Origin of the sequence: Staphylococcus capitis subsp. capitis, from assembly GCF_040739495.1 — a bacterium.
GTDB lineage: Bacteria > Bacillota > Bacilli > Staphylococcales > Staphylococcaceae > Staphylococcus > Staphylococcus capitis.
This window is the reverse complement of sequence record NZ_CP145263.1, coordinates 1,541,435-1,565,505: the sequence shown is the minus strand read 5'-3', so window position 1 is coordinate 1,565,505 and position 24,071 is coordinate 1,541,435. Positions and strand designations below refer to the sequence as shown.

The following is a 24,071-nucleotide window of genomic DNA, read 5'->3' as shown; positions in this document are numbered from 1 at the left end:
AGCTTTTTTGTATGATGAAACAATGACTTGAGGTTAATTTTCCAAATTATTAACGTATGTGAATCAAATAATTAAGATGAACATGATAGAATATATAATGACTATTGAAGAAAAACATTATTAAGTTTTAGGTGATAGATCATGACAAAAGTACATTTAATCGAAAGCCCCTACACTTTAGACAAAATTAAAGGAATTGGTCCGAAAAGATTAACTATATTAGAAGAATTAAATATAAATACTGTAGAAGATCTTGTACTCTATTTACCTACGCGTTATGAAGATAATACTGTGATTGACCTAAACCAAGCAGAAGATCAATCTACAGTTACAGTTCAAGGAGAAGTATATTCAACACCAGCGGTAGCCTTTTTTGGTAGAAATAAATCTAAACTCACTGTTCATATAATGGTGAACAACATTGCGGTTAAGTGTGTCTTTTTCAATCAACCTTATTTAAAAAAGAAAATTGAATTACACGGTACCGTGACAGTAAAAGGTAAGTGGAATCGCGCTAAGCAAGAAATTAATGGCAATCGCATGTTCTTTAATGAACAATCACCACAAGATGATGTTCAGTTAGAGCCTGTGTATCGCATTAAAGAAGGTATTAAACAGAAACAAATTCGAGATAACATTAGACAGGCGTTAGAGGATGTCACGATACATGAGTGGTTATCAGATGATTTAAGAGAGAAATATAAATTAGAAACATTAGAATATACATTACGCACTTTACATCACCCTAAGGATAAACAAAGTTTGTTAAAAGCCCGTCGAACATATGCCTTTACAGAACTATTTATGTTTGAACTACGCATGCAGTGGTTGAATCGTTTAGAGAAGTCATCAGATGAGGCGATTGAGATCGATTATGATATATCTAAAGTTAAACAATTTATCAATCGCTTACCTTTTGAACTTACAGATGCACAAAAAGCAAGTGTTAATGAAATATTTAGAGACTTAAAGGCACCTATTCGTATGCATCGCTTACTTCAAGGAGATGTAGGTTCTGGTAAAACAGTAGTCGCAGCAATTTGTATGTATGCATTAAAAACGGCAGGTTACCAATCTGCTCTGATGGTGCCGACAGAGATATTAGCTGAGCAACACGCTGAAAGTTTAATGGAATTGTTTGGAGATACGATGAATGTTGCACTTTTAACTGGTTCAGTTAAGGGTAAGAAGCGACGTATACTTTTAGAGCAGTTGGAGAATGGATCAATTGATTGCTTAATCGGTACTCATGCGCTTATTCAAGACGATGTTGTTTTTGAAAATGTAGGGTTAGTTATTACAGATGAGCAACATCGATTTGGTGTTAACCAGCGTCAAATGTTGAGAGAGAAAGGTGCTATGACGAATGTTTTATTTATGACAGCGACGCCTATACCTCGAACATTAGCTATTTCAGTCTTTGGTGAAATGGATGTTTCCTCAATTAAACAATTACCTAAAGGTAGAAAGCCTATTATTACGAGCTGGGCTAAACATGAGCAGTATGAACAAGTTTTAGCGCAAATGACGAGTGAATTACGTAAAGGTAGACAAGCATATGTAATCTGTCCATTAATAGAAAGTTCAGAGCATTTAGAAGATGTTCAAAATGTGGTTGCGTTATACGAATCGTTACAACAATATTATGGAGCAGACAAAGTTGGATTATTACACGGTAAGTTAACTCCTGATGAAAAAGATGATGTGATGCAAAGATTTAGTGATAAAGAAATTGATATATTAGTTTCAACCACTGTAGTTGAAGTTGGTGTTAATGTACCAAATGCTACATTTATGATGATTTATGACGCAGATCGTTTTGGTTTATCAACGTTACATCAATTACGAGGACGTGTGGGAAGAAGTGAACATCAAAGTTATTGTGTACTTATTGCTTCTCCAAAAACTGAAACTGGTATAGAGCGTATGACAATTATGACTCAAACTTCAGATGGGTTTGAGCTAAGTGAGCGAGATTTAGAAATGCGAGGTCCAGGAGATTTCTTTGGAGTTAAACAAAGCGGACTACCAGACTTTCTAGTCGCCAACGTCGTAGAAGACTATCGCATGTTAGAAGTAGCAAGAGACGAAGCAGCCGAACTCATACAATCAGGACAATTCTTCCAACAACCATACACACAACTCAGAACCTTCATCCAAAACAACCTCCTACACACCAGTTTTGATTAGGGTTCCCTACACAGAGCATTTCGAAAAGAAATGCTACCGGCCATGGAAGTAGGGACTAGCGGGGCCCCAGCAAAGAGACTTTCGTAAGCGAAAGTCAACGGACAGTGCAAGCTGGGGATCGGGGCCACTGGCCACAGAGCATATTTTAAAGATAAAAATTTTTAAAGTAGAAAAGATGACGACAGTGCAGTTATTTGTTGAGGAATTGAATCAGAAAGTGTTATGATATGTTAGGAATATTTAAGACTTGGTACTAAAATGAGGGGTGAGAGTTTGAAACTAAAGAAGGACGAACGAAGAATAGCTATTCAAAATGCTATTGATGCTAACCCCTTTATTACTGATCATGAACTTTGCGAAAAGTTTGGCGTGAGTATTCAAACAATACGTTTAGACCGTACACATTTAAATATTCCTGAGTTACGTAAGAGAATTAAGTTAGTGGCAGAACAGAACTATGGTCAAATTAGATCGATTGAAGCTAATGAAATTATTGGAGACTTAATACAAGTTGAGCCAGATATTGAAGCTCAATCTCTAATTGAGATTACTGAAGATACTGTCTTTGCTAAAACTCAAATTGCTAGAGGACATATCCTCTTTGCGCAGGCGAATTCTTTGTGCGTAGCATTAATACATAATCCAACAGTACTGACACAGGAAAGTCAGGTTGAATTTATCGCAAAAGTGAAATTAAATGATACGGTAAGAGCAAAGGCTCAAGTCATAGATAAAACATGTAAGCATTATATTATAGAAGTTAATTCATATGTGAAAGATAAATTAGTTTTTAAAGGGAATTTTAAAATGTTTTATATAAGTGAGGATGAATTCAATGGTTAAAATTGCAGTTGATATGATGGGTGGAGATGATGCGCCAGGTATCGTACTCGATGCAGTTAAAAAAGCTGTAGAAGACTTTAAAGATTTAGAGATAATTCTTTTTGGAGATAAAGAACAATATCATTTAAATCACGATCGTATTGAGTTTAGACATTGTTCTGAAAAGATTGAAATGGAAGATGAACCTGTTCGAACAATTAAACGTAAGAAAGATAGCTCAATGGTGAAGATGGCAGAAGCTGTCAAATCTGGAGAAGCACATGGATGTGTTTCAGCAGGGAATACTGGAGCATTAATGTCAGCAGGATTGTTTATTGTTGGTCGTATAAAAGGCGTTTCAAGACCTGCTCTTGTAGTTACATTACCTACAATTGATGGTAAAGGCTTTGTCTTCTTAGATGTGGGAGCTAATGCTGATGCTAAGGCCGAGCATCTATTACAATACGCACAATTAGGTAATATCTATGCTCAAAAGATTCGTGGTATAAAGAATCCTTCAGTGTCATTATTAAATATAGGAACTGAAGCAGCTAAAGGTAACTCATTAACGAAAAAAGCTTATGAATTATTTGAAAAGGATCATTCATTTAATTTTCAAGGTAACATTGAAGCTAAAACACTAATGGATGGCAATACAGATGTGGTCGTTACCGATGGTTATACCGGAAATATGGTATTAAAAAACCTAGAAGGTACTGCAAAATCTATTGGTAAAATGTTAAAAGAGACTATTTTAGGTAGTTTTAAAAATAAAATTGCTGGTGCTATCCTTAAGAAAGACTTAGACGCTTTCTCTAAGAAAATGGACTACTCTGAGTACGGTGGCTCAGTACTTTTAGGCTTAGATGGAACTGTTGTAAAAGCACATGGTAGTTCAAATGCTAAAGCATTCTATTCAGCCATAAGACAAGCCAAAATAGCTGGAGAAGAAAATATAGTTCAAACAATGAGAGAAACGGTAGGTGGTAAAAATGAGTAAAACGGCAATCATTTTTCCTGGGCAAGGCGCTCAAAAAGTTGGAATGGCAAGTGACTTATATAATGAAGAAACACGTTCAACTGAAATCTTAAATCAAGCACAAGAAGCACTAGATTTTGATTTATTAGAAACAATGTTTACTGATGAGGAAGGTAAACTGGGTGAAACTGAAAATACTCAACCTGCTTTATTAACTCATAGTGTGGCATTATTAGAGGCATTAGAAAATTTAAATGCTGATTTTACAATGGGTCATAGTTTAGGTGAATATTCAAGTTTAGTAGCTAGTGGTGTACTTTCATTTGAAGATGCAGTTAAGATTGTTCGTAAACGTGGACAACTTATGGCTCAAGCATTTCCTAATGGTGTAGGTAGTATGGCTGCTGTACTTGGATTAGATTACGAAGACGTTGATAAGATTTGTAAAGATTTATCTAATGAAGAAGAATTAATTGAACCTGCTAACATTAATTCACCAGGACAAATTGTTGTTTCAGGTCATAAAACTTTAATCGATAAATTAGTTGAAGAAGGTAAATCTTTAGGAGCTAAACGTGTACTTCCTCTAGCAGTCTCAGGGCCATTCCATTCATCTATGATGAGTGTGATTGAAGAAGATTTTGCTTCTTATATTAATCAGTTTGAGTGGCATGATGCTAACTTCCCTGTCGTACAAAACTTTAATGCACAAGGCGAGACAGACGCTGAAGTGATTAAACATAATATGGTTAAGCAATTGTATTCACCTGTTCAATTTATAAAATCGACAGAGTGGTTGATTGAACAAGGTGTAGATCACTTTATTGAGATTGGTCCAGGCAAAGTATTATCAGGATTAATTAAAAAAATTAATAGAGATGTTAAAATTACTTCAATTCAAACACTTGAAGATGTGAAAGGATGGAATGAAAATGAGTAAGAGTGCTTTAGTTACAGGTGCTTCACGTGGTATCGGGCGTAGCATCGCATTACAATTAGCTGAAGAAGGCTATAATGTTGCTGTCAATTATGCAGGTAGTAAAGATAAAGCTGAAGCTGTGGTTGAAGAAATCAAAGCTAAAGGTGTAGATAGCTTTGCTATTCAAGCTAATGTGGCGAACGGCGATGAAGTGAAGGCTATGATTAAAGAAGTTGTAAGCCAATTCGGTTCAGTTGATGTATTAGTAAATAACGCTGGTATTACTAGAGATAATTTATTAATGCGTATGAAAGAACAAGAATGGGACGATGTTATTGACACTAATTTAAAAGGTGTATTTAACTGTATCCAAAAAGTAACACCTCAAATGTTACGTCAACGCGGAGGCGCGATTATTAATTTATCAAGTGTTGTTGGTGCAGTGGGAAATCCTGGACAAGCAAACTATGTAGCAACTAAAGCAGGAGTGGTTGGTTTAACTAAATCATCTGCTCGCGAATTAGCTTCTCGTGGTATTACTGTTAATGCAGTAGCTCCAGGTTTTATTGTTTCTGATATGACTGATGCTTTAAGCGATGAACTTAAAGATCAAATGTTAGAACAAATTCCATTAGCACGTTTTGGTGAGGATACTGATATTGCGAATACTGTTGCATTCTTAGCTTCAGATAAAGCTAAATATATTACTGGTCAAACAATTCATGTCAACGGTGGTATGTATATGTAAAGTAACACTTCTTTCACGAAGTGAAAGTTAGTGTTACTTATGCAACCGCAAGGCGGTTGTAATCCATCAAGTTAGCACGAATGACAAAAGTAGATAAATGAAGTAAGTGAAATCTCAAGTAAGTCATGAAGTGCAAGCCCACTTCTTTCACGAAGTGAAAGTTAGTGTTACTTATGCAACCGCAAGGCGGTTGTAATCCATCAAGTTAGCACGAATGACAAAAGTAGATAAATGAAGTAAGTGAAATCTCAAGTAAGTCATGAAGTGCAAGCCCACTTCTTTCACGAAGTGAAAGTTAGTGTTACTTATGCAACCGCAAGGCGGTTGTAATCCATCAAGTTAGCACGAATGACAAAAGTAGATAAATGAAGTAAGTGGAATCTCAAGTAAGTCATGAAGTGCAAATCCACTTCTTTCACGAAGTGAAAGTTAGTGTTACTTATGCAACCGCAAAGCGGTTGTAATCCTTGAAGTAAGCACGAATGACAAAAGTAGATAAATGAAGTAAGTGAAATCTTAAGTAAGTCATGAAGTGCAAATCCACTTCTTTCACGAGGTGAAAGTTAGTGTTACTTATGTAACCGCAAAGCGGTTGTAATGAACTGAGGAATATAGCATTTTATTTATAATGGTCACAATGGACAAGCCATTGTGTAATTATCACTAATCATTAAAAATGAAAGTGATACTATATAAGCACTAAAGTGCATTTTAGTTAGAAGGATTACAGTTGCTAGCGCAACTGCATAAGAAACACTAAGCACTAAAGTGCTAAGTGTTTCTAAAAATTCTACTTGTATTTTAGAAAGTAAAATGGGAAAATATAGTAGTCTATGGATAGACACTTTTAAAGGAGGTGAATCGACGTGGAAAACTTCGATAAAGTAAAAGATATCATCGTTGACCGTTTAGGTGTTGATGCTGACAAAGTAACTGAAGATGCATCATTCAAAGATGATTTAGGCGCTGACTCACTTGATATCGCTGAATTAGTAATGGAATTAGAAGACGAATTTGGTACTGAAATTCCTGATGAAGAAGCTGAAAAAATCAACACTGTTGGTGATGCTGTTAAGTACATCAATAGCTTAGAAAAATAATAAACTTACATCTGAGTCGTCACTCACGTCGGCTCAGATTTTTTCTTTAGTTTTATTATATTTTCACGTAAAATTAAGATATATAATTATTTAGTTTAGAGTTAGGAGGTTAGGCAGTGGCTAACCATAAAAAGAGAGAAATGGTCATAGAATTTCAACAAAAATTTGCCAATAAAATGGATGAGTGGGGTTTTAGTTTCAATAATATCGATTTGTATCAACAAGCGTTCTCGCATTCGAGTTTTATCAATGATTTTAATATGAATCGACTTGATCATAATGAACGTTTAGAATTTTTAGGTGATGCGGTATTAGAATTGACGGTCTCACGCTATTTGTTTGATAAGCATCCTCATTTGCCAGAAGGTAATCTGACAAAGATGCGTGCAACAATTGTTTGTGAGCCCTCACTTGTAATATTTGCAAATAAAATTGATTTAAATGAACTTATTTTATTAGGTAAAGGTGAAGAGAAAACAGGTGGTAGAACAAGACCATCGTTAATATCTGATGCTTTTGAAGCGTTTGTAGGCGCTCTATATTTAGATCAAGGTTTAGATACTGTATGGAAGTTCGCTGAGAAAGTCATTTTCCCATATGTTGAAGATGATGAATTAGTTGGTGTGGTGGACTTCAAAACGCAGTTTCAAGAATATGTACATCGACAAAATAAAGGTGATGTGACCTATCGGCTAATCAAAGAAGAAGGTCCTGCACATCATAGGTTATTTACTTCTGAAGTTATTTTAGAAAATAATGCAGTTGCAGAAGGTAAAGGAAAGACGAAAAAAGAATCCGAACAAAAGGCAGCCGAGCAAGCTTATAAGATAATGAAGAAAAATGAGTCATTTTAATGTAGATGAATGACATCTATAGAGGAGCATACGCATACATATTATTATCAATAGAATAAGTAATCATTAGATTGTATTGTGACATGCTGATAAACTCAACATGAATGTGATAAGGAGAATAAGATGGTTTATTTAAAATCGATAGATGCCATAGGATTTAAGTCTTTTGCCGACCATACAAATGTCCAATTCGATAAAGGTGTGACAGCTATTGTTGGTCCTAATGGTAGTGGTAAAAGTAATATTACTGATGCAATTAAATGGGTATTGGGTGAACAATCAGCTAAGTCGTTACGTGGTTCCAAAATGGAAGATATTATCTTTTCAGGAGCTGAACACAGAAAGGCTCAGAACTACGCTGAAGTTAAACTCAAATTAGATAATCATTCAAAAAAACTGCAGATTGATTCAGATGAATTAGTAGTCACTCGGCGTCTATATCGTAGTGGAGAAAGTGAGTACTATTTAAATAACGATCGTGCGCGTTTAAAAGATATTATCGAAATCTTTTTAGATTCTGGTCTGGGAAAAGAAGCATTCAGTATCATCTCACAAGGTAGAGTTGATGAAATATTAAACGCTAAACCTATCGACCGTCGACAAATTATTGAAGAATCTGCTGGCGTACTAAAATATAAAAAGCGTAAAGCTGAATCTATAAATAAGCTAGATCATACGGAAGACAATCTTACTCGAGTTGAAGATATTTTATATGACTTAGAAGGTCGAGTTGAGCCTCTTAAAGAAGAAGCAGCTATTGCTAAAGAATATCAACAATTATCTAAACAAATGGAACAAAGCGATGTTATTGTTACGGTTCATGACATCGATCAATATAATGAAGATAATACTCAATTAGACCAGCGTTTAAATGAGTTAAAAAGTCAACAAGCCGACAAAGAAGCTCAACAAGCCCAAGTAAATCAATTATTGCAAAAGTATAAAGGTGAACGTCAGCAAGTTGATTATGATATTGAAAAATTAAATTATGAATTAGTTAAAACAACTGAAGCATATGAACAACTTGCTGGGAAATTAAATGTATTAGAAGAACGTAAAAAGAACCAATCAGAAACGAATGCTAGATACGAAGAAGAACTAGAAAATTTAAATGCCCAAATGAAAACGATTGAGCATGATAAACATCAAAATGAAGAAACATTAAATGAGCTCAAAGACAAACAGAAGCATCTTAATAAAGAAGTACAGGATTTAGAGTCACTGCTCTATGTTTCTGATGAAAAACATGATGAAAAGCTTGAAGAAATCAAGAATAATTATTATACGTTAATGTCTGAACAATCGGATGTTAATAATGATATACGTTTCCTTGAACATACAATTAATGAAAACGAAGCGAAAAAATCTAGATTAGATTCCAGACTTGTTGAAGCATTTAATCAGTTAAAAGAGATACAAAATAACATTAATGAAACTGAAAAAAGTAATAAAATTTCAAAAAAGGCTTTATCGGAAGCTGAACAACAAATTCACCGCATTGAAAAAGACTTAACAAAATCTAAAAAACAGCAATCTGAATATGAAGATAAGTTATATCAAGCTTACCGATATAATGAAAAATTAAAATCTAGAATTGATAGTTTAGCTACTCAAGAAGAGGATTACACATATTTCTTTAATGGGGTTAAGCATATCCTTAAAGCAAAAAATAATGAATTAAAAGGCATTCACGGCGCTGTAGCTGAAGTGATTGATGTTCCATCCCAAATGACTCAAGCAATCGAAACAGCTTTAGGTGCATCACTACAACATGTCATTGTTGATAGTGAGAAAGATGGGAGACAAGCCATTCAATTCTTAAAGCAACGCAATTTAGGGCGTGCGACATTTTTACCTTTAAATGTCATTAAGCCACGACATATTGCTTCAGATATTAAGGATATAGCCCGTCAAACTGAAGGATTTATTGATATTGCTTCAGATGCTGTAAAAGTGTCTTCCAAGTATCAAAGTGTCATTGAAAATTTATTAGGAAATACAATCATCGTAAATGATTTAAAACATGCTAATGAATTAGCTAGAGCTATACGCTATCGCACTCGTATTGTAACTTTAGAGGGAGATGTAGTTAATCCTGGTGGTTCAATGACTGGCGGTGGCGCAAGAAAATCGAAAAGTATTCTTTCTCAAAAAGATGAACTATCAACGATGCGTCACCAACTTGAGGATTATCAACGTCAAACTGCTGATTTTGAACGTCATTTTAAAGAATCAAAAGATAAGGCCGAACAATTAAGTGAGCAGTATTTTGAAGCGAGTCAACAATATAATACCTTGAAAGAAAAAGTGCATCATCATGAATTAGAATTAGATCGCTTGAAAACACAAGAGACACATCTCAAGAACGAACATGAAGAATTTGAATTTGAGAAGAATGATGGTTATCAAAGTGATAAAAGTAAAGAAACTTTAACTCAAAAACAAGCACGTTTATCTGAAATTCAACAACAATTGACTGAATTAGAGAGCGAAATTGAACGTTATACTCAATTGTCTAAAGAAGGTAAAGAATCAACAACTAAAACACAACAACAACTTCATCAAAAGCAATCTGATTTAGCAGTAGTGAAAGAGCGAATAAAATCTCAAAAAATAGAGATTGAACGTTTAGTTAAACAACAAGAATCTACGCAGCAACAAATCAATACTGTTGAAGAAAAAATAAAGCTATTTAATTCTGATGAAATGATGGGTGAACAAGCGTTTGAGAATTTAAAATCTCAAATTCAAGAACAAGAAGAGGCACGTGATCAGCTTAATAAACAACATGAAGAACTTAAACAACAACGTATCAACATCAATGAAACAATTGAGAAAAATGAAAGTCAGCTCCAAGTGTGTCATCAAGATATTTTAGCTATCGAAAATCATTATCAAGATATTAAAGCAAAACAATCAAAATTAGATGTGTTGATTAATCATGCTATAGACCATCTCAATGATGTATATCAATTAACGGTAGAGAGGGCACGTACTTTATATGAATCTAATGAACCGATTGAAAGTTTACGTAAGAAAGTCAAACTTACGAAGATGTCGATAGATGAATTAGGCCCAGTAAACTTAAATGCTATTGAACAATTTGAGGAATTAAATGAACGTTATACCTTCCTCAATGAACAACGTACAGATTTAAGAGAAGCTAAAGAGACGCTTGAACAAATTATTAATGAAATGGATCGCGAAGTTGAAGGACGTTTTAAAGATACCTTCCATGCAGTCCAAGACCACTTCACAACTGTTTTCAAACAATTATTTGGTGGTGGACAAGCTGAACTACGTTTAACAGAGGACGATTACTTATCAGCTGGTGTTGATATTATTGTTCAACCTCCTGGCAAAAAGCTTCAGCATCTTTCATTATTAAGTGGTGGGGAGCGTGCATTAAGTGCGATAGCATTATTGTTTGCAATTCTTAAGGTACGTTCTGCTCCATTTGTTATACTAGATGAGGTAGAGGCAGCGCTAGATGAAGCGAATGTGATTCGCTACGCACAGTACTTAAATGAACTATCAGAACAAACACAGTTTATCGTTATTACCCATCGAAAAGGAACGATGGAGTTCTCGGACCGATTATATGGAGTCACAATGCAAGAGTCAGGTGTTTCTAAGTTAGTTAGCGTTAACCTAAATACTATAGATGAGGTTATGAAGGAGGAACAAGCATGAGCTTTTTTAAGCGCTTAAAAGATAAATTTTCAAGTAAAAGTGAAGATGAGATTCAAAAAGAATTAACTGAAGATGTGGAATCAGATGAAACAAGTGATTCGGATGCATCCAATGAATCAGGCGAAACGAATTTTAATGATACAATCGAAGAACCTAAACCTAAGAAAAAACCAAAAAAATTAAGTGAAGCTGATTTCGATGAAGATGGCTTAATCTCAATCGAAGACTTTGAAGAAATTGAAGCTCAAAAAATTGGTGCGAAATTTAAAGCTGGTTTAGAAAAATCACGTCAAAATTTTCAAGAACAACTTAATAATCTAATTGCTCGATATAGAAAAGTAGATGAAGATTTCTTTGAAGCACTTGAAGAAATGCTTATTACAGCTGACGTTGGTTTCAATACTGTTATGAAATTGACAGATGAATTACGTACAGAAGCTCAAAGACGTAATATTCAAGAAACTGAAGACTTACGTGAAGTAATTGTAGAAAAAATTGTTGAGATTTATCACCAAGAAGATGATCATTCAGAAGCAATGAATCTTGAAGATGGAAGATTGAACGTTATCTTAATGGTCGGTGTTAACGGTGTAGGTAAGACTACAACGATTGGTAAGTTAGCATATCGTTATCAACAAGAAGGTAAAAAAGTTATGCTTGCAGCCGGTGATACATTCAGAGCTGGTGCAATTCAACAATTGAAAGTTTGGGGAGACCGTGTAGGCGTTGAAGTTGTGAGCCAAAGTGAAGGTTCTGATCCAGCTGCAGTGGTGTACGATGCAATTAACGCTGCTAAAAATAAAGGTGTGGATATTTTAATTTGTGATACTGCAGGTCGTTTACAAAATAAATCTAACTTAATGCAAGAACTTGATAAGATGAAACGTGTGATTAGTCGATCTATCCCTGATGCACCTCATGAAGCGTTATTATGTTTAGATGCTACAACAGGTCAAAACGCGTTATCGCAAGCACGTTCATTTAAAGATGTCACAAATGTTTCAGGTATTGTGTTAACCAAATTAGATGGTACTGCTAAAGGTGGTATCGTTCTTGCCATCCGTAATGAATTGCATATTCCTGTTAAATATGTAGGCTTAGGCGAGAAACTTGATGACTTACAACCATTTAACCCTGAAAGTTACGTGTATGGTTTATTTGCTGATATGATTGAACAAAATGAAGATATCCCTGATGAATTAATAGATGAATCATCTACTGACACTGAAGAAGGTACTCAAGATGGGCCAAGATGATTTAGTAAAAACAATTAGAATGAATTATTTGTTTGATTTTTATCAATCATTATTAACTCAAAAGCAGAAAAGCTATTTAGAATTATTTTATTTACAAGATTATTCATTAAGTGAAATTGCCGATACATTTGAAGTGAGTAGACAGGCAGTTTATGATAATATAAGAAGAACTGGCGATTTAGTAGAAGATTATGAAACTAAACTAGGTTTATATAGAAGATTTGAGAAACGCCAAGAAATTTATGATTTAATGAAACAATCTCTTAATAATTCAGATTTACTAGAAGAATATATCACTCAATTAGAAGAGTTAGAGTAGTAATTATTTTTAAAAAGGAGGGCAATAGTAATGGCATTTGAAGGATTATCCGATCGCTTGCAAGCCACGATGCAAAAAATGCGTGGTAAGGGTAAAGTTACCGAAGCGGATATCAAAACAATGATGCGAGAAGTACGATTAGCATTGTTAGAAGCCGATGTTAACTTCAAAGTTGTTAAAGAGTTTGTTAAAACTGTTTCTGACCGTGCTTTAGGTTCAGACGTTATGCAATCTTTAACACCCGGCCAACAAGTGATTAAAATTGTTCAAGAAGAACTTACAAGCTTGATGGGTGGAGAAAATACATCTATAAAAATGGCAAATAAACCACCTACTGTTGTCATGATGGTTGGTTTACAAGGTGCCGGTAAAACTACAACTGCTGGTAAATTAGCATTGTTAATGCGTAAAAAATATAATAAAAAGCCAATGTTAGTTGCTGGAGATATCTATCGTCCGGCTGCGATTGACCAATTACAAACTGTTGGTAAACAAATCGACATACCTGTATATAGTGAAGGTGACCAAGTTCCACCTCAACAAATTGTTGAGAATGCATTGCAACATGCTAAAGAAGAACATTTAGATTTTGTCATCATCGATACAGCGGGGCGTTTACACATCGATGAAGCTTTAATGAATGAGTTACAAGAAGTTAAAGAAATTTCCAAACCCGACGAAATTATGCTAGTTGTTGATGCAATGACAGGTCAAGATGCTGTCAATGTTGCACAATCATTTGATGATCAACTAGATGTGTCAGGTGTAACCCTAACTAAATTAGATGGTGATACACGTGGTGGTGCTGCACTATCTATTCGTTCAGTGACTCAGAAACCTATTAAATTTGTAGGTATGAGTGAGAAATTAGATGGATTAGAATTATTCCATCCTGAACGCATGGCTTCTCGTATTTTAGGCATGGGTGACGTTTTAAGCTTAATTGAAAAAGCACAACAAGATGTTGACCAAGAAAAAGCTAAAGATTTAGAGAAAAAAATGCGTGATTCTTCATTTACGTTGGATGATTTCTTAGAACAATTAGACCAAGTTAAAAACTTAGGTCCGTTAGATGATATTATGAAAATGATTCCTGGGATGAATAAAATGAAAGGATTGGATAAGCTTAATATGAGCGATAAACAAATTGACCATATTAAAGCAATTATTCAGTCAATGACACCAAAAGAACGTTCTAACCCAGAAACATTAAATGTTTCTCGTAAGAAACGTATAGCTAAAGGTTCTGGTCGATCATTACAAGAAGTTAATCGTCTTATGAAGCAATTCAATGATATGAAGAAAATGATGAAACAATTTACTGGTGGCGGCAAAGGTAAAAAAGGTAAGCGAAGCCAGATGGAAAATATGTTAAAAGGTATGAATTTACCATTTTAATAAATAGTTTAAAAACATCGAACAATTTTATTGATTGTTCGATGTTTTATTTATTATGGTACATTCGAGTTAAAAGCCAGTGCGTAAGTCTCACTAACTAAATAAATTTAGAGGAACGCCTGAGCTAAAGCTCATGTACGCAGTGATTGATTGGGCATTATGTTTATAATACCCTAATCAATTGTGCGGGGGCGAGAAGACGAATTCATGATGAATTCTGTCTCGCTCCCATAACCAAAAGTACGATTTATTTCATAAAATGAGTAAAGGAGCGCCTGAGCTAAAGCTCATGCATAACCAAAAGTACGATTTATTTCATAAATCTACTTTTGGTAAAGAAAAAAGTCTTTACAAACTTTTGTGTAACTGTTAATATTTATTCTTGTAGAAAATAAAATGAAAACACATAAAGGAGAGTAATTTAAATGGCAGTTAAAATTCGTTTAACACGTTTAGGTTCTAAAAGAAACCCATTCTATCGTATCGTAGTTGCTGATGCACGTTCACCACGTGATGGTCGTATCATCGAGCAAGTAGGTACTTATAATCCAGCAAATGTTAATGCACCAGAAGTAAAAATTGATGAAGAGTTAGCTTTAAAATGGTTACACGATGGTGCTAAACCAACAGATACAGTTCACAATATCTTATCAAGAGAAGGTATCTTGAAAAAATTTGATGAACAAAAAAATGCTAAATAATTAGCTAAAATCTTTGTTAGTCTGAGACAGAATTGATGTCTCAGACTTTTTTAACTTTTTGATAGTATTAAACGCATTTAAAAGATGTGTGAGTCATTTTTTTATTTCTTCTAAATAATGAATTATAAACTTGAAAGTTTCTATTATATAAAATACGTTTATCACAATTTCTAAACAACTAGCATGTTTGTTATTATCACTTTTTTATATAACCGCTTATACGTGATAAAATATACGTGATTCATTTTCAAAAAGTCAGAAATAGATGGACTAGGAGGGGTGTTGTATGGAAGTAGAAGTAGGACAAATTGTAAATACACATGGTATCAAAGGCGAAATAAAAGTGAAATCAAATTCAGATTTTACAGAAACACGATTTCAACCAGGTGAAAATTTAATTGTTAAGCATAATAACGAAGATTTACAATATACTGTTTCATCTTATCGCATACATAAAGGGTTTCATATGTTAAAGTTCGAAGGAATAAATAATATAAATGATATTGAACACCTTAAAGGAGATTATTTATATCAAGAACGTGATCATGAGGATATAGAGTTGGATGAACATGAGTACTATTATTCTGATATTATAGGATGTACAGTTTTTGATGATACAGACACTCCCATCGGACGTGTAATTAATATCTTTGAGACTGGCGCTAATGATGTGTGGGTTGTTAAAGGAGATAAAGAGTACCTTATTCCATACATTGAAGATGTAGTTAAAGATATAGACGTGGAAGGTAAATCAATTAAAATTACACCTATGGAAGGATTGTTAGATTAATGAGAATTGATTATTTAACGTTATTTCCAGAAATGTTTGATGGTGTGCTTAATCATTCGATTTTGAAACGCGCTCAAGATAAAGAAATTATTAATGTAAATACAATTAATTTTCGAGATTATTCAGTTAACAAACATAATCAAGTAGATGATTACCCATTTGGCGGTGGGCAAGGAATGGTATTAAAACCAGAGCCTGTGTTTAATGCTATGGAAGATTTAAAAAAAGATGATAACACTCGTGTGATATTAATGTGTCCTCAGGGTAGACCTTTTACTCAAGAGATAGCACAAGAGTTAAGTGAAGCGCAACATATTGTATTTATTTGTGGTCATTACGAAGGGTATGATGAACGTATCAGAGAACATCTTGTTACTGATGAAATTTCTATGGGAGATTATGTACTTACAGGTGGAGAATTGCCTGCTATGACAATGACTGATGCGATTGTACGCTTGATTCCTGGAGTGTTAGGTAATGAAGCTTCACATCAAGATGATTCATTTTCAGATGGATTATTAGAATTTCCACAATATACAAGACCCCGTGAATATAAAGAAATGAAGGTACCGGATGTCTTATTATCCGGAAATCATGCTCATATTGAGCAGTGGCGACATGAACAAAAATTGATTCGCACTTATGAAAAACGACCAGACCTTTTAGAAAATTATGAGCTCAGTCAAAAAGATAAAGAAATTTTAGAAACGTACAAAAAGCAATTGAAAAACAAGTAGCGTTATGCTAACATAATTTAAGTGTGAAAAAACACTAAAAATCACTATGATCCGCTGCTATACTTTTGTCTAGGCAAGAACATAGGTTGAAGGAGAGAATTTATAATGAGTAATCATAAGTTAATCGAAGCAGTAACTAAATCACAATTACGTACTGACTTACCTACTTTCCGTTCTGGTGACACTTTACGTGTACACGTTCGTATCGTAGAGGGTTCACGTGAACGTATCCAAGTCTTCGAAGGTGTTGTAATTAAACGCCGTGGTGGAGGAATTTCTGAAACTTTCACAGTTCGTAAAATTTCTTCAGGTGTAGGCGTGGAAAGAACATTCCCATTACACACTCCAAAAATTGAAAAAATCGAAGTTAAACGTCGCGGTAAAGTACGTCGTGCTAAATTATACTACTTACGTAGTTTACGTGGTAAAGCTGCTAGAATCCAAGAAATTCGTTAATCAGCAAACTCGACATTTTCAACACAAGTTGCTTGTAACTTGTAATAAAGATAAAGCTTTCAAACATCTTAATCAAAGGTGTTTGAAAGCTTTTTTGTTTCATTTGAATGTTAAGTGCTGACAAAATCGTATAAATAAAACACAACATTGTCTTTAAGAATGATATGCCTCCTAAAAGTTGGACTGAAAATCTAAAATTAGAGGCGAACATTTTATAAGTAAATATTATAAATTTAAAATCAAGTTAAAAATAGTTCAAGACTATTTAAATGAATGCCTAAGAGTGTCATATTTATACAAAATAACCCATCAACAACTCTTTTGATGGGCAAGATTCTAACTTATATTTAATTATTACACTTTAACATTCACTAAAAGGAAATCATTTTTCTCTTAAAAACAGAATTAATATAATAAATCCTGCAACAATATAGTAAAATAATAAAAAATATATCGCATGTATTGGATTGTTGTTTACAATAATTCCTTTATTCCAAATTACTTTAAATATTGTGTACAGACATACAAAAGCCAATGGAAATGCGAATAATATATATTTTTTCAAAGAACCACTTCCTATTCCACTTTACTATTGGCATATCTACTACATTCACCATACGTCCATGTCAAACTAGCTGCTAATCCAACTACAGTACCTTTACTGCCTAATTTCAATATTATTTTAGCTGCTTTTTGCCAACTTCCTGTAGTCATAGCGTCAATTAAAGTACCCGTAGCAGACACACCTAATATTTCAGGAATTTTATTGTAAAGGCAACCATTACGTACTTTCAGCCATTTCTTCGCATGTTTTTGTTCAGCTGGACTAGCATTTGGCGCATCATCTCAAAAATTACCGGCGGCTCTTGATGCTGTTCCGCTATGTTTATATTGATTTGCATCTTGATCTGACAAAAGTAGTCCTTTTTTACTTAACCCATTTATTATTTCTGATTTATATTTGTTATTTTGCAAATTATTCACAATGGTAGATTTTGATATCCTATAATTTTACCTTCTGACTTTATTGAAGACTGTTCAAACGTAACCTGTAATGCTTGAGCTTATTCATCAACTTCTTTTTGATTATATTTATGCCCTTCCTCAGCTTTAGAAGAAAATGGAGAAACTACAGTTAATGCTAATACAAACAACAGCAAAGAGATTACAAATCTTGACAATGGTTTATTCATATTTACAAACAAAACCAACACTTCAATCATGATATTTTGTGATACACTTCACTTTTATCATATTGTATCGTTAGGTTTTGTATTATTGCCTATATGTCTGAGTTAAGTTCTTAAACGTTCTATATTAGATTTTGAAATGTTGTTTTAAATAATATTATAAAATAATGTCCATGCGTTATTTATCGCCTGAGAGTTCACTTGGACTATGTGTAGCATGACCTAGAAAGAAGTATATATATTCAAAGAGAATCACATGTTTCAAAGTATGTCTAAAAAAGGTAACTGTCTATCTAATTTTTATAATAACACTAGAATTAAAACAAAATTAAAAGGCTTGTCTCCTACACAATATAGGAAACAAACCTTTGAAATCGTATACTAAACCAAAGTACAACTTTTGGGGTTCAGTACAGGTGTTTGAAAGCTTTTTTATATACAAATGTTTAAAATGTGTCACGTTTAATTGTTGAACAAATTTTAATGATTAGTGAAGTTTATTTCTTTGAATTTTTTAGAGAATATTACACTTAATACGATGCCAATTATACTAATAATAATTAGCCAATAGAAATGAGGCGGTGTGTAAGTCAATCTAATCGTCGTTTGTCCTGATTTAACTGGAATTGTAGTCATAATCCCATTTCCTTTTTCTACATTTAGAGGCTTTCCATTGGCTTTAGCTTTCATGCCATTTTCATAAGCTATAGGTAACACAATATATCCACTATCATTTTTATTTTTAGTAATCGTATAACCGTTTCTTTCTTTTTTCACTTTTACCGGTTGTAATTGTTTAGAAGCTTTTTTAAGTGTGTGATAATTTTCCCCATAAATTCCTTTAATCTTAAATCTATACGTACCTTCAGACATATGAATATTTAGTTTGTCTGAAGCTTTAACACGCATTGTTACAGGTGATACCACACGTCGATATTTATATGAAAGTGCATTTCTATTTTGAGTATATTCATTCACGCCGATACTATGTTCTTTATCAGGAGTGAGCAGTTCAACATCCATTTCGATATACATGTCTTTATATTTTTTAGTTAAAGATTGAGGTAATGTGAGTTGAACACCACCGTTATTTTTATCTACGTTTAGCTGACTCTTCTTTTCCCATTGTGAATCTTTGAGTTGTAGCTGAGCATCATTTAATAGATTTTTGTTAGGGCTAAACTTTGTGTTAGCACTTTTCTTATTATTATCAAACACCACACCTTGAAGCATCGCTTGTTCTCTATCTAAAGGTGATTTTAAGTCATTAGAATTATAGACTTTATGCGTAATATGTGCACTTGGATAAGAAATCGTATTCTTTGAGTGGATCCATTGGTCTTTCCCGTCTTTGATAAGATCTTTCTTTTTAAATCCATAGGGTATGTTCAAGTCATTAGGATGTCTTAATCTATCTTGTACATTCCATAAAGCCATTAAATTCGCTCGATTACCTAAATAGCGATATGTACTATTTTTATCGACAGGCATGTTAATCTGCATTGTTTGATCATAGTATTTTAAAGTTTGACCGTTGAAAATACTTGAATATAAAGATGTCCCATTATAGTGATAAATAAATGGCGAGTTAAGTGCGTAAAATGAAAAATAATCTAATCTTTTTAAAGGATCTAATTTATTACGAGTCATTTGATTGATTTTATTGTTTAATACTTTACTTCTATAACTTGAGTCGTTAATAGTGTTCATAGTCGTTTGATATGGTTCAATAGTTATTTTTTTCGAATCATTTACCATAATAACTTGTTCAACTAGAAATAGAATAACTAAACCAATTGCTACCCATTTTCTGTTTAAAAATGATTTTCTGTATATTAATAAGCCAAGCACTATCATGATTATAATTGCGATATACATCCAATTTACAGAGCGATCAGTATAAATAACATAGAAACAGCTATATAAAAATATTGGTATAGCTATGATTAAATAATTTTTTAAAGATAATTCACTTAAATATTGTATGAAAAGAGCAATTAAAGCACCTGCGGATAATGCTAAAAAGTAAACCCAACGTCTTTGAGGTAATGAGAAACCATTGAATGCACTATCAAACCATTGCGATAAAGAACCAATGAGCAATATCCAGGTTGCGATGGCAAATAACTTATAATAATAATGTCGATATAACTTGAATGAGAATAGTGCAATAATCACTATAATAGAAATTGTTATGTAAAAACCATCAGTAAATATATTATAATTTTTTTCAAATAAATTAGTTAAAAAGGTAATGCCAAATTTAGGATTCTGAGATCTATCATTATTTAAAAATGAAGAAACACCTGTATAAAGACCAAAGAAGCTCGATAAACCACTTAATAAAGTAGCGATAACTAATATATATAATTTTTGCCAACGGTTAACAATATCTTGCGGGTGTGCGGCTATGAGACGATAAATAAAATAAAATCCTAATACAACCGCTTCATAATAACTAAAATAGAAATTAGTAAATAGTGTAAATGCAATTGCAAAGATAAACCATCCTACCTTGCGTTCTCTAAAAAATCTTTCCATAGCCCAAAGTGACATAGGTAGCATGATAAGTAGGTTACCGTAAAATGACCAAGTAAAATTATAATATGTCATAACAGTAGACATGCCATATAAAATTGTAGCAATAAACATAGGTGCGGGTTTGAATTTTAAATAAATAAACAAATATAAAGTGAAAATGAAAGTAATTACAGTTCGCACGTACGCCATAATGAGTTGGTTAGTTGGCCAAAAGCTAATATCATGCGGATTAATATGAATTGTATGTTCAAGCCCCCAAATACATGCAAAATTAATCCACATAAGTGGTGACATTGAATAATAATATGCTAATGATTTAACATAATCACCACCAAAACCAAAAGAGGCATCATAGAACCCTTTAAAAGAAGCAAAATGTTCATAAAGATACATTTGAAATGGCATCATTTGCCTAAAACCATCACCACTTCCACTGAAAACGACACCTTTTGTCATGTATTGATAGATAAATGGGAAGTAGAGTATAAATGAAAAGATACAGCTTATTATTACAATAGATAAAAATCGCTTTTTAGGTGTTTGCCAAAACTTTTTAATCACGGTGAATCCTCATCTTTCTTTTAATTGAATTCGTATATCTTATATATATCATACTAATAATAATAGTTATAAATGAAATAAATATCATTGTTTTCCAATAAGGGGGCTGATATTTAATGATTATTGTGTGATCATTCTTGTTTACTGGTATGCCAGTCATCATATAATTCACTTTATGAACGTTAACTTGACGGCCGTCAATATAAGCACGCATACCAGCTCTATAAGGAATATTTATTGTAGCTAAACCTTTTGAGTGGTTAGCGAGATTCACTTTTACACCATTCTTAATATCTTTGTAATTCATATTGAAATTTACATTATGATGTGCAGTTTTAAGTGTTTTATAGTTTTCTCCATTGAGATTGAGTAATTTAAATTTAAAACCGCCATTTGGTGATAACTTGATAGAAATATTTCCATTTTTATCCGGTTGTGTCCGATATAACTGTGTATTTATCCCAGTTTTGTAAACAGAATTATTATAAAGACGATTATTAAAGTAATTATTGATATTTACAGTGTAATTGCTGTCTGGAGTACCTCGCTTGATATATAAAGTTAAATAAAAGTCTCTAAATTGTTTACGTATATTTTTAGGAACATGAATATTAATAGTTCCTATATTATTTTTTACTTCTAATCGATTATTACTACTGCTTTTAATGTTTTTAGTAGTTATTTTTGCATGTTTTAATAAATTTCTACTTTTAGAATTAAAATCTTTATCATTAGAATCTACTATCGCTCCTCTAAGCATTGCATGTTCACGGTCTATCGGTGTTTTTAAGCTTTGACTACTATATAGGTTATTAGTTACTTTAACGCTAGGTAAATTAAGTTGATTTTCATATATGTTATATTGGCCACTCGATTTCACTTTTTTGAAGTATGTAGGTATATTATTTTGATATTTTTTTAACATTACATATTTGATAGAGAATAAACTATCAATGTTTTGTCTAGCATTTGTCGATTGATAACGACTGAGTGATTCCTCTGCCAAATTAATTTTTAAAGCATCATAATAAAAATCTAAGATATTATGATGAAAGATACTTGAATAGAGACTTAAACCTTTGAAGTTTTGGTACATAGGCGTATTATCCTGCTCGTTAACACGCCAATCAATACGTTGGTCGTCTTTCTTACTATTCTTCATTTCTTTAACTAATGCTCTTTGCAAATCAGAACTATATAAACTTGAATTTGCGTAAAATGTATTTGCTCGATCTTGATGGTCTTGGAAGTATATTTGATTTTTTATAAATACAAAACTCATCATCATACTTAAAGCAATAATTGAAATGATATAAATATATGTAAGATGTATGCGAACCTTTTTCTCTTTTAAAAATAAAATTAATAATCCAATTATTGAAACTACAGGCACAAGTATTAACCATGGTAAAAATTTATGATAACAATACGCACTAATATAAATGACGAGTTGTGCGATTAAATTTGTAGTTATATAAGATTTAATACTCACTGTTCTAAAGTACTTTACGTATAGTCCAATTAATAAAGATGATGAAAAGGCTAAAATAAAATGCCAACGTTTCTGAGGAGCTGAAAACCCATTAAAAATTTGATCTATAAGAGGTATAAAAGTAAATATGATAAGTGCTAAAGTAAGCAATACAAATAATCGATAATAGTAATGTTTATACAATTTAAAGCTCAATATACTCTGAATTGTTAAAAATAATATGACGATAAGATAGTTATCGAAAAATATGTTTGTATTAATATTAAGATGTTCAAAAGCTGGAACATTTCCCGAGAACGATACTCGTCTGTTATTCAAGAAACTTTGTACGCCGTGAAAGAAAATAAATAAACTATTTCCTAAAGCTAATAATGCTGGGATAAGCAATGTACATAGAGTTCTAAAACGCGTTAAATTATCATTCGGATGTTTGAATATGATTCTAATCAATGCATAAACACTAGCAATAATTAAAAAATAGTAAGCAAAATAGAAATTATTTATTAATACTAATGTAATTGTGACGATTAATAAACCACTCTTCTGTTTTTGAATTGCTCTTTCGATAGCTAATAAAAGTAATGGTAACCAAATAAACACATCACTGAAAAATGGCCAATAAGCAGTAAATCTGAAATAGAGTGGTGAGATGACAAATAAAAATGCAATAAATACACTCAAAATTTTATTTTTAGATAAGTAATGTGCATATAAAAATGTGCAATAAAGTGCAATGGCTCCTTTAAATACTGAGACGATGAGTGCATTATTCATCCAAAACATCACTTGATGAGTATCTAAAGATATAAATAATTTTAAGAATGAAATAAAAAGAACATTAATGATGAATAATATATTCGTTGAAAAATAATAGCTTAAATCAGTGAAGAAATCTCCACCTAAACCAAAGTTTGTCGCATAAAATAGATTTCCTTGATGCCACTGATTAAAAAGATACATTTGTATTGGAACCATTTGTTCCATGCCATCATTTGGACCAGTTGATAAAATACCATCATGATAAAAACGAAATATGATATAACTATGCCCGATGATTGGTAGTGCTATAAATAATACGGTATAACTTAAAAATCTCTTCATTAATTACTCCTAGAAAACTTGATGCTCATTATCTAATTCTCTTATTAGTTATTTAAATTGTAGGCGATAGCGTCTGTGAATGAAAGTGATTATGTTTAATATAAGTGATGTTTACATAAATTTAATTTTTAAGTTATTTAATTTCGCTATTCATTTTTAAAAATAAAAGATGAGCATGTTACACTAAAAGTGGTTGTATAAATAGAATTAAAGTATAATTAATA

18 protein-coding genes and 1 pseudogene are annotated in these 24,071 nt (G+C 32.6%); 16 read left to right on the top strand and 3 right to left on the bottom strand.

Going from position 1 to position 24,071, the window contains the following annotated elements:
* Positions 1-141: 141 nt before the first annotated feature.
* The 15 genes from recG (at position 142) to rplS (ending at position 16,962) form a co-directional block, all read left to right on the top strand.
* Positions 142-2,190, top strand: coding sequence for an ATP-dependent DNA helicase RecG (gene recG, locus V6C74_RS07795; RefSeq protein WP_016898738.1), 2,049 nt, complete (start codon positions 142-144; stop codon positions 2,188-2,190).
* A 273-nt stretch (positions 2,191-2,463) separates the two neighbouring features.
* On the top strand, positions 2,464-3,033 hold the full coding sequence (fapR, locus tag V6C74_RS07790) for a transcription factor FapR (protein ID WP_002453061.1): 570 nt from the start codon (positions 2,464-2,466) through the stop codon (positions 3,031-3,033).
* Entirely contained in the window at positions 3,026-4,012 is a 987-nt protein-coding gene (plsX, locus tag V6C74_RS07785; protein WP_002453062.1) for a phosphate acyltransferase PlsX, read from the top strand. Before fapR ends, plsX begins: the two co-directional genes overlap by 8 nt.
* A complete protein-coding gene (fabD, locus tag V6C74_RS07780) occupies positions 4,005-4,931 on the top strand; it encodes an ACP S-malonyltransferase (RefSeq protein ID WP_016898737.1) in 927 nt (308 codons plus the stop codon). Before plsX ends, fabD begins: the two co-directional genes overlap by 8 nt.
* Complete coding sequence (fabG, locus tag V6C74_RS07775; protein WP_002435264.1) at positions 4,924-5,658, top strand: 3-oxoacyl-[acyl-carrier-protein] reductase; 735 nt, start codon at positions 4,924-4,926, stop codon at positions 5,656-5,658. The genes fabD and fabG overlap by 8 nt, the downstream gene beginning before the upstream one ends.
* Positions 5,659-6,524: 866 nt before the next feature.
* Positions 6,525-6,758, top strand: coding sequence for an acyl carrier protein (locus V6C74_RS07770; RefSeq protein WP_001830184.1), 234 nt, complete (start codon positions 6,525-6,527; stop codon positions 6,756-6,758).
* Between the two features lie 116 nt (positions 6,759-6,874).
* Positions 6,875-7,612: a ribonuclease III gene (rnc, locus tag V6C74_RS07765; protein WP_002453066.1), complete on the top strand. Its 738-nt coding sequence runs from the start codon at positions 6,875-6,877 to the stop codon at positions 7,610-7,612.
* A gap of 123 nt (positions 7,613-7,735) precedes the next feature.
* The gene (gene smc / locus V6C74_RS07760; protein ID WP_002453067.1) at positions 7,736-11,305 is read left to right on the top strand and encodes a chromosome segregation protein SMC; all 3,570 of its coding nucleotides are present in this window, start codon (positions 7,736-7,738) and stop codon (positions 11,303-11,305) included.
* Positions 11,302-12,561, top strand: coding sequence for a signal recognition particle-docking protein FtsY (ftsY, locus tag V6C74_RS07755; RefSeq protein ID WP_002453068.1), 1,260 nt, complete (start codon positions 11,302-11,304; stop codon positions 12,559-12,561). The genes smc and ftsY overlap by 4 nt, the downstream gene beginning before the upstream one ends.
* A complete protein-coding gene (locus tag V6C74_RS07750; protein ID WP_002453069.1) occupies positions 12,548-12,880 on the top strand; it encodes a putative DNA-binding protein in 333 nt (110 codons plus the stop codon). Before ftsY ends, V6C74_RS07750 begins: the two co-directional genes overlap by 14 nt.
* A gap of 30 nt (positions 12,881-12,910) precedes the next feature.
* Entirely contained in the window at positions 12,911-14,278 is a 1,368-nt protein-coding gene (gene ffh / locus V6C74_RS07745) for a signal recognition particle protein (protein WP_002453070.1), read from the top strand.
* 425 nt (positions 14,279-14,703) lie between these two features.
* Entirely contained in the window at positions 14,704-14,979 is a 276-nt protein-coding gene (rpsP, locus tag V6C74_RS07740) for a 30S ribosomal protein S16 (RefSeq protein ID WP_002453071.1), read from the top strand.
* A 286-nt stretch (positions 14,980-15,265) separates the two neighbouring features.
* Positions 15,266-15,769: a ribosome maturation factor RimM gene (gene rimM, locus V6C74_RS07735; RefSeq protein ID WP_002453072.1), complete on the top strand. Its 504-nt coding sequence runs from the start codon at positions 15,266-15,268 to the stop codon at positions 15,767-15,769.
* Positions 15,769-16,506 carry a tRNA (guanosine(37)-N1)-methyltransferase TrmD gene (trmD, locus tag V6C74_RS07730; RefSeq protein ID WP_002453073.1) on the top strand — a complete coding sequence of 246 codons (738 nt, stop codon included), beginning with the start codon at positions 15,769-15,771 and terminating at the stop codon, positions 16,504-16,506. Before rimM ends, trmD begins: the two co-directional genes overlap by 1 nt.
* A 105-nt stretch (positions 16,507-16,611) precedes the next feature.
* The gene (gene rplS / locus V6C74_RS07725) at positions 16,612-16,962 is read left to right on the top strand and encodes a 50S ribosomal protein L19 (protein WP_002436293.1); all 351 of its coding nucleotides are present in this window, start codon (positions 16,612-16,614) and stop codon (positions 16,960-16,962) included.
* A gap of 576 nt (positions 16,963-17,538) precedes the next feature.
* On the opposite strand, the gene V6C74_RS07720 is transcribed toward rplS, so the two are convergent.
* Positions 17,539-17,706 carry a hypothetical protein gene (locus V6C74_RS07720; protein WP_229716903.1) on the bottom strand — a complete coding sequence of 56 codons (168 nt, stop codon included), beginning with the start codon at positions 17,704-17,706 and terminating at the stop codon, positions 17,539-17,541.
* Positions 17,707-18,390: 684 nt separating this feature from the next.
* Here V6C74_RS07720 and V6C74_RS07715 point away from each other — a divergent pair.
* A pseudogene (locus V6C74_RS07715) lies at positions 18,391-18,537 on the top strand (IS3 family transposase); the annotation flags it as partial.
* A 95-nt stretch (positions 18,538-18,632) separates the two neighbouring features.
* Here V6C74_RS07715 and V6C74_RS07710 read toward each other — a convergent pair.
* Positions 18,633-21,254 carry a YfhO family protein gene (locus tag V6C74_RS07710; RefSeq protein ID WP_002453077.1) on the bottom strand — a complete coding sequence of 874 codons (2,622 nt, stop codon included), beginning with the start codon at positions 21,252-21,254 and terminating at the stop codon, positions 18,633-18,635.
* Positions 21,247-23,847, bottom strand: coding sequence for a YfhO family protein (locus tag V6C74_RS07705; RefSeq protein ID WP_002453078.1), 2,601 nt, complete (start codon positions 23,845-23,847; stop codon positions 21,247-21,249). Before V6C74_RS07705 ends, V6C74_RS07710 begins: the two co-directional genes overlap by 8 nt.
* Positions 23,848-24,071 lie beyond the last annotated feature (224 nt).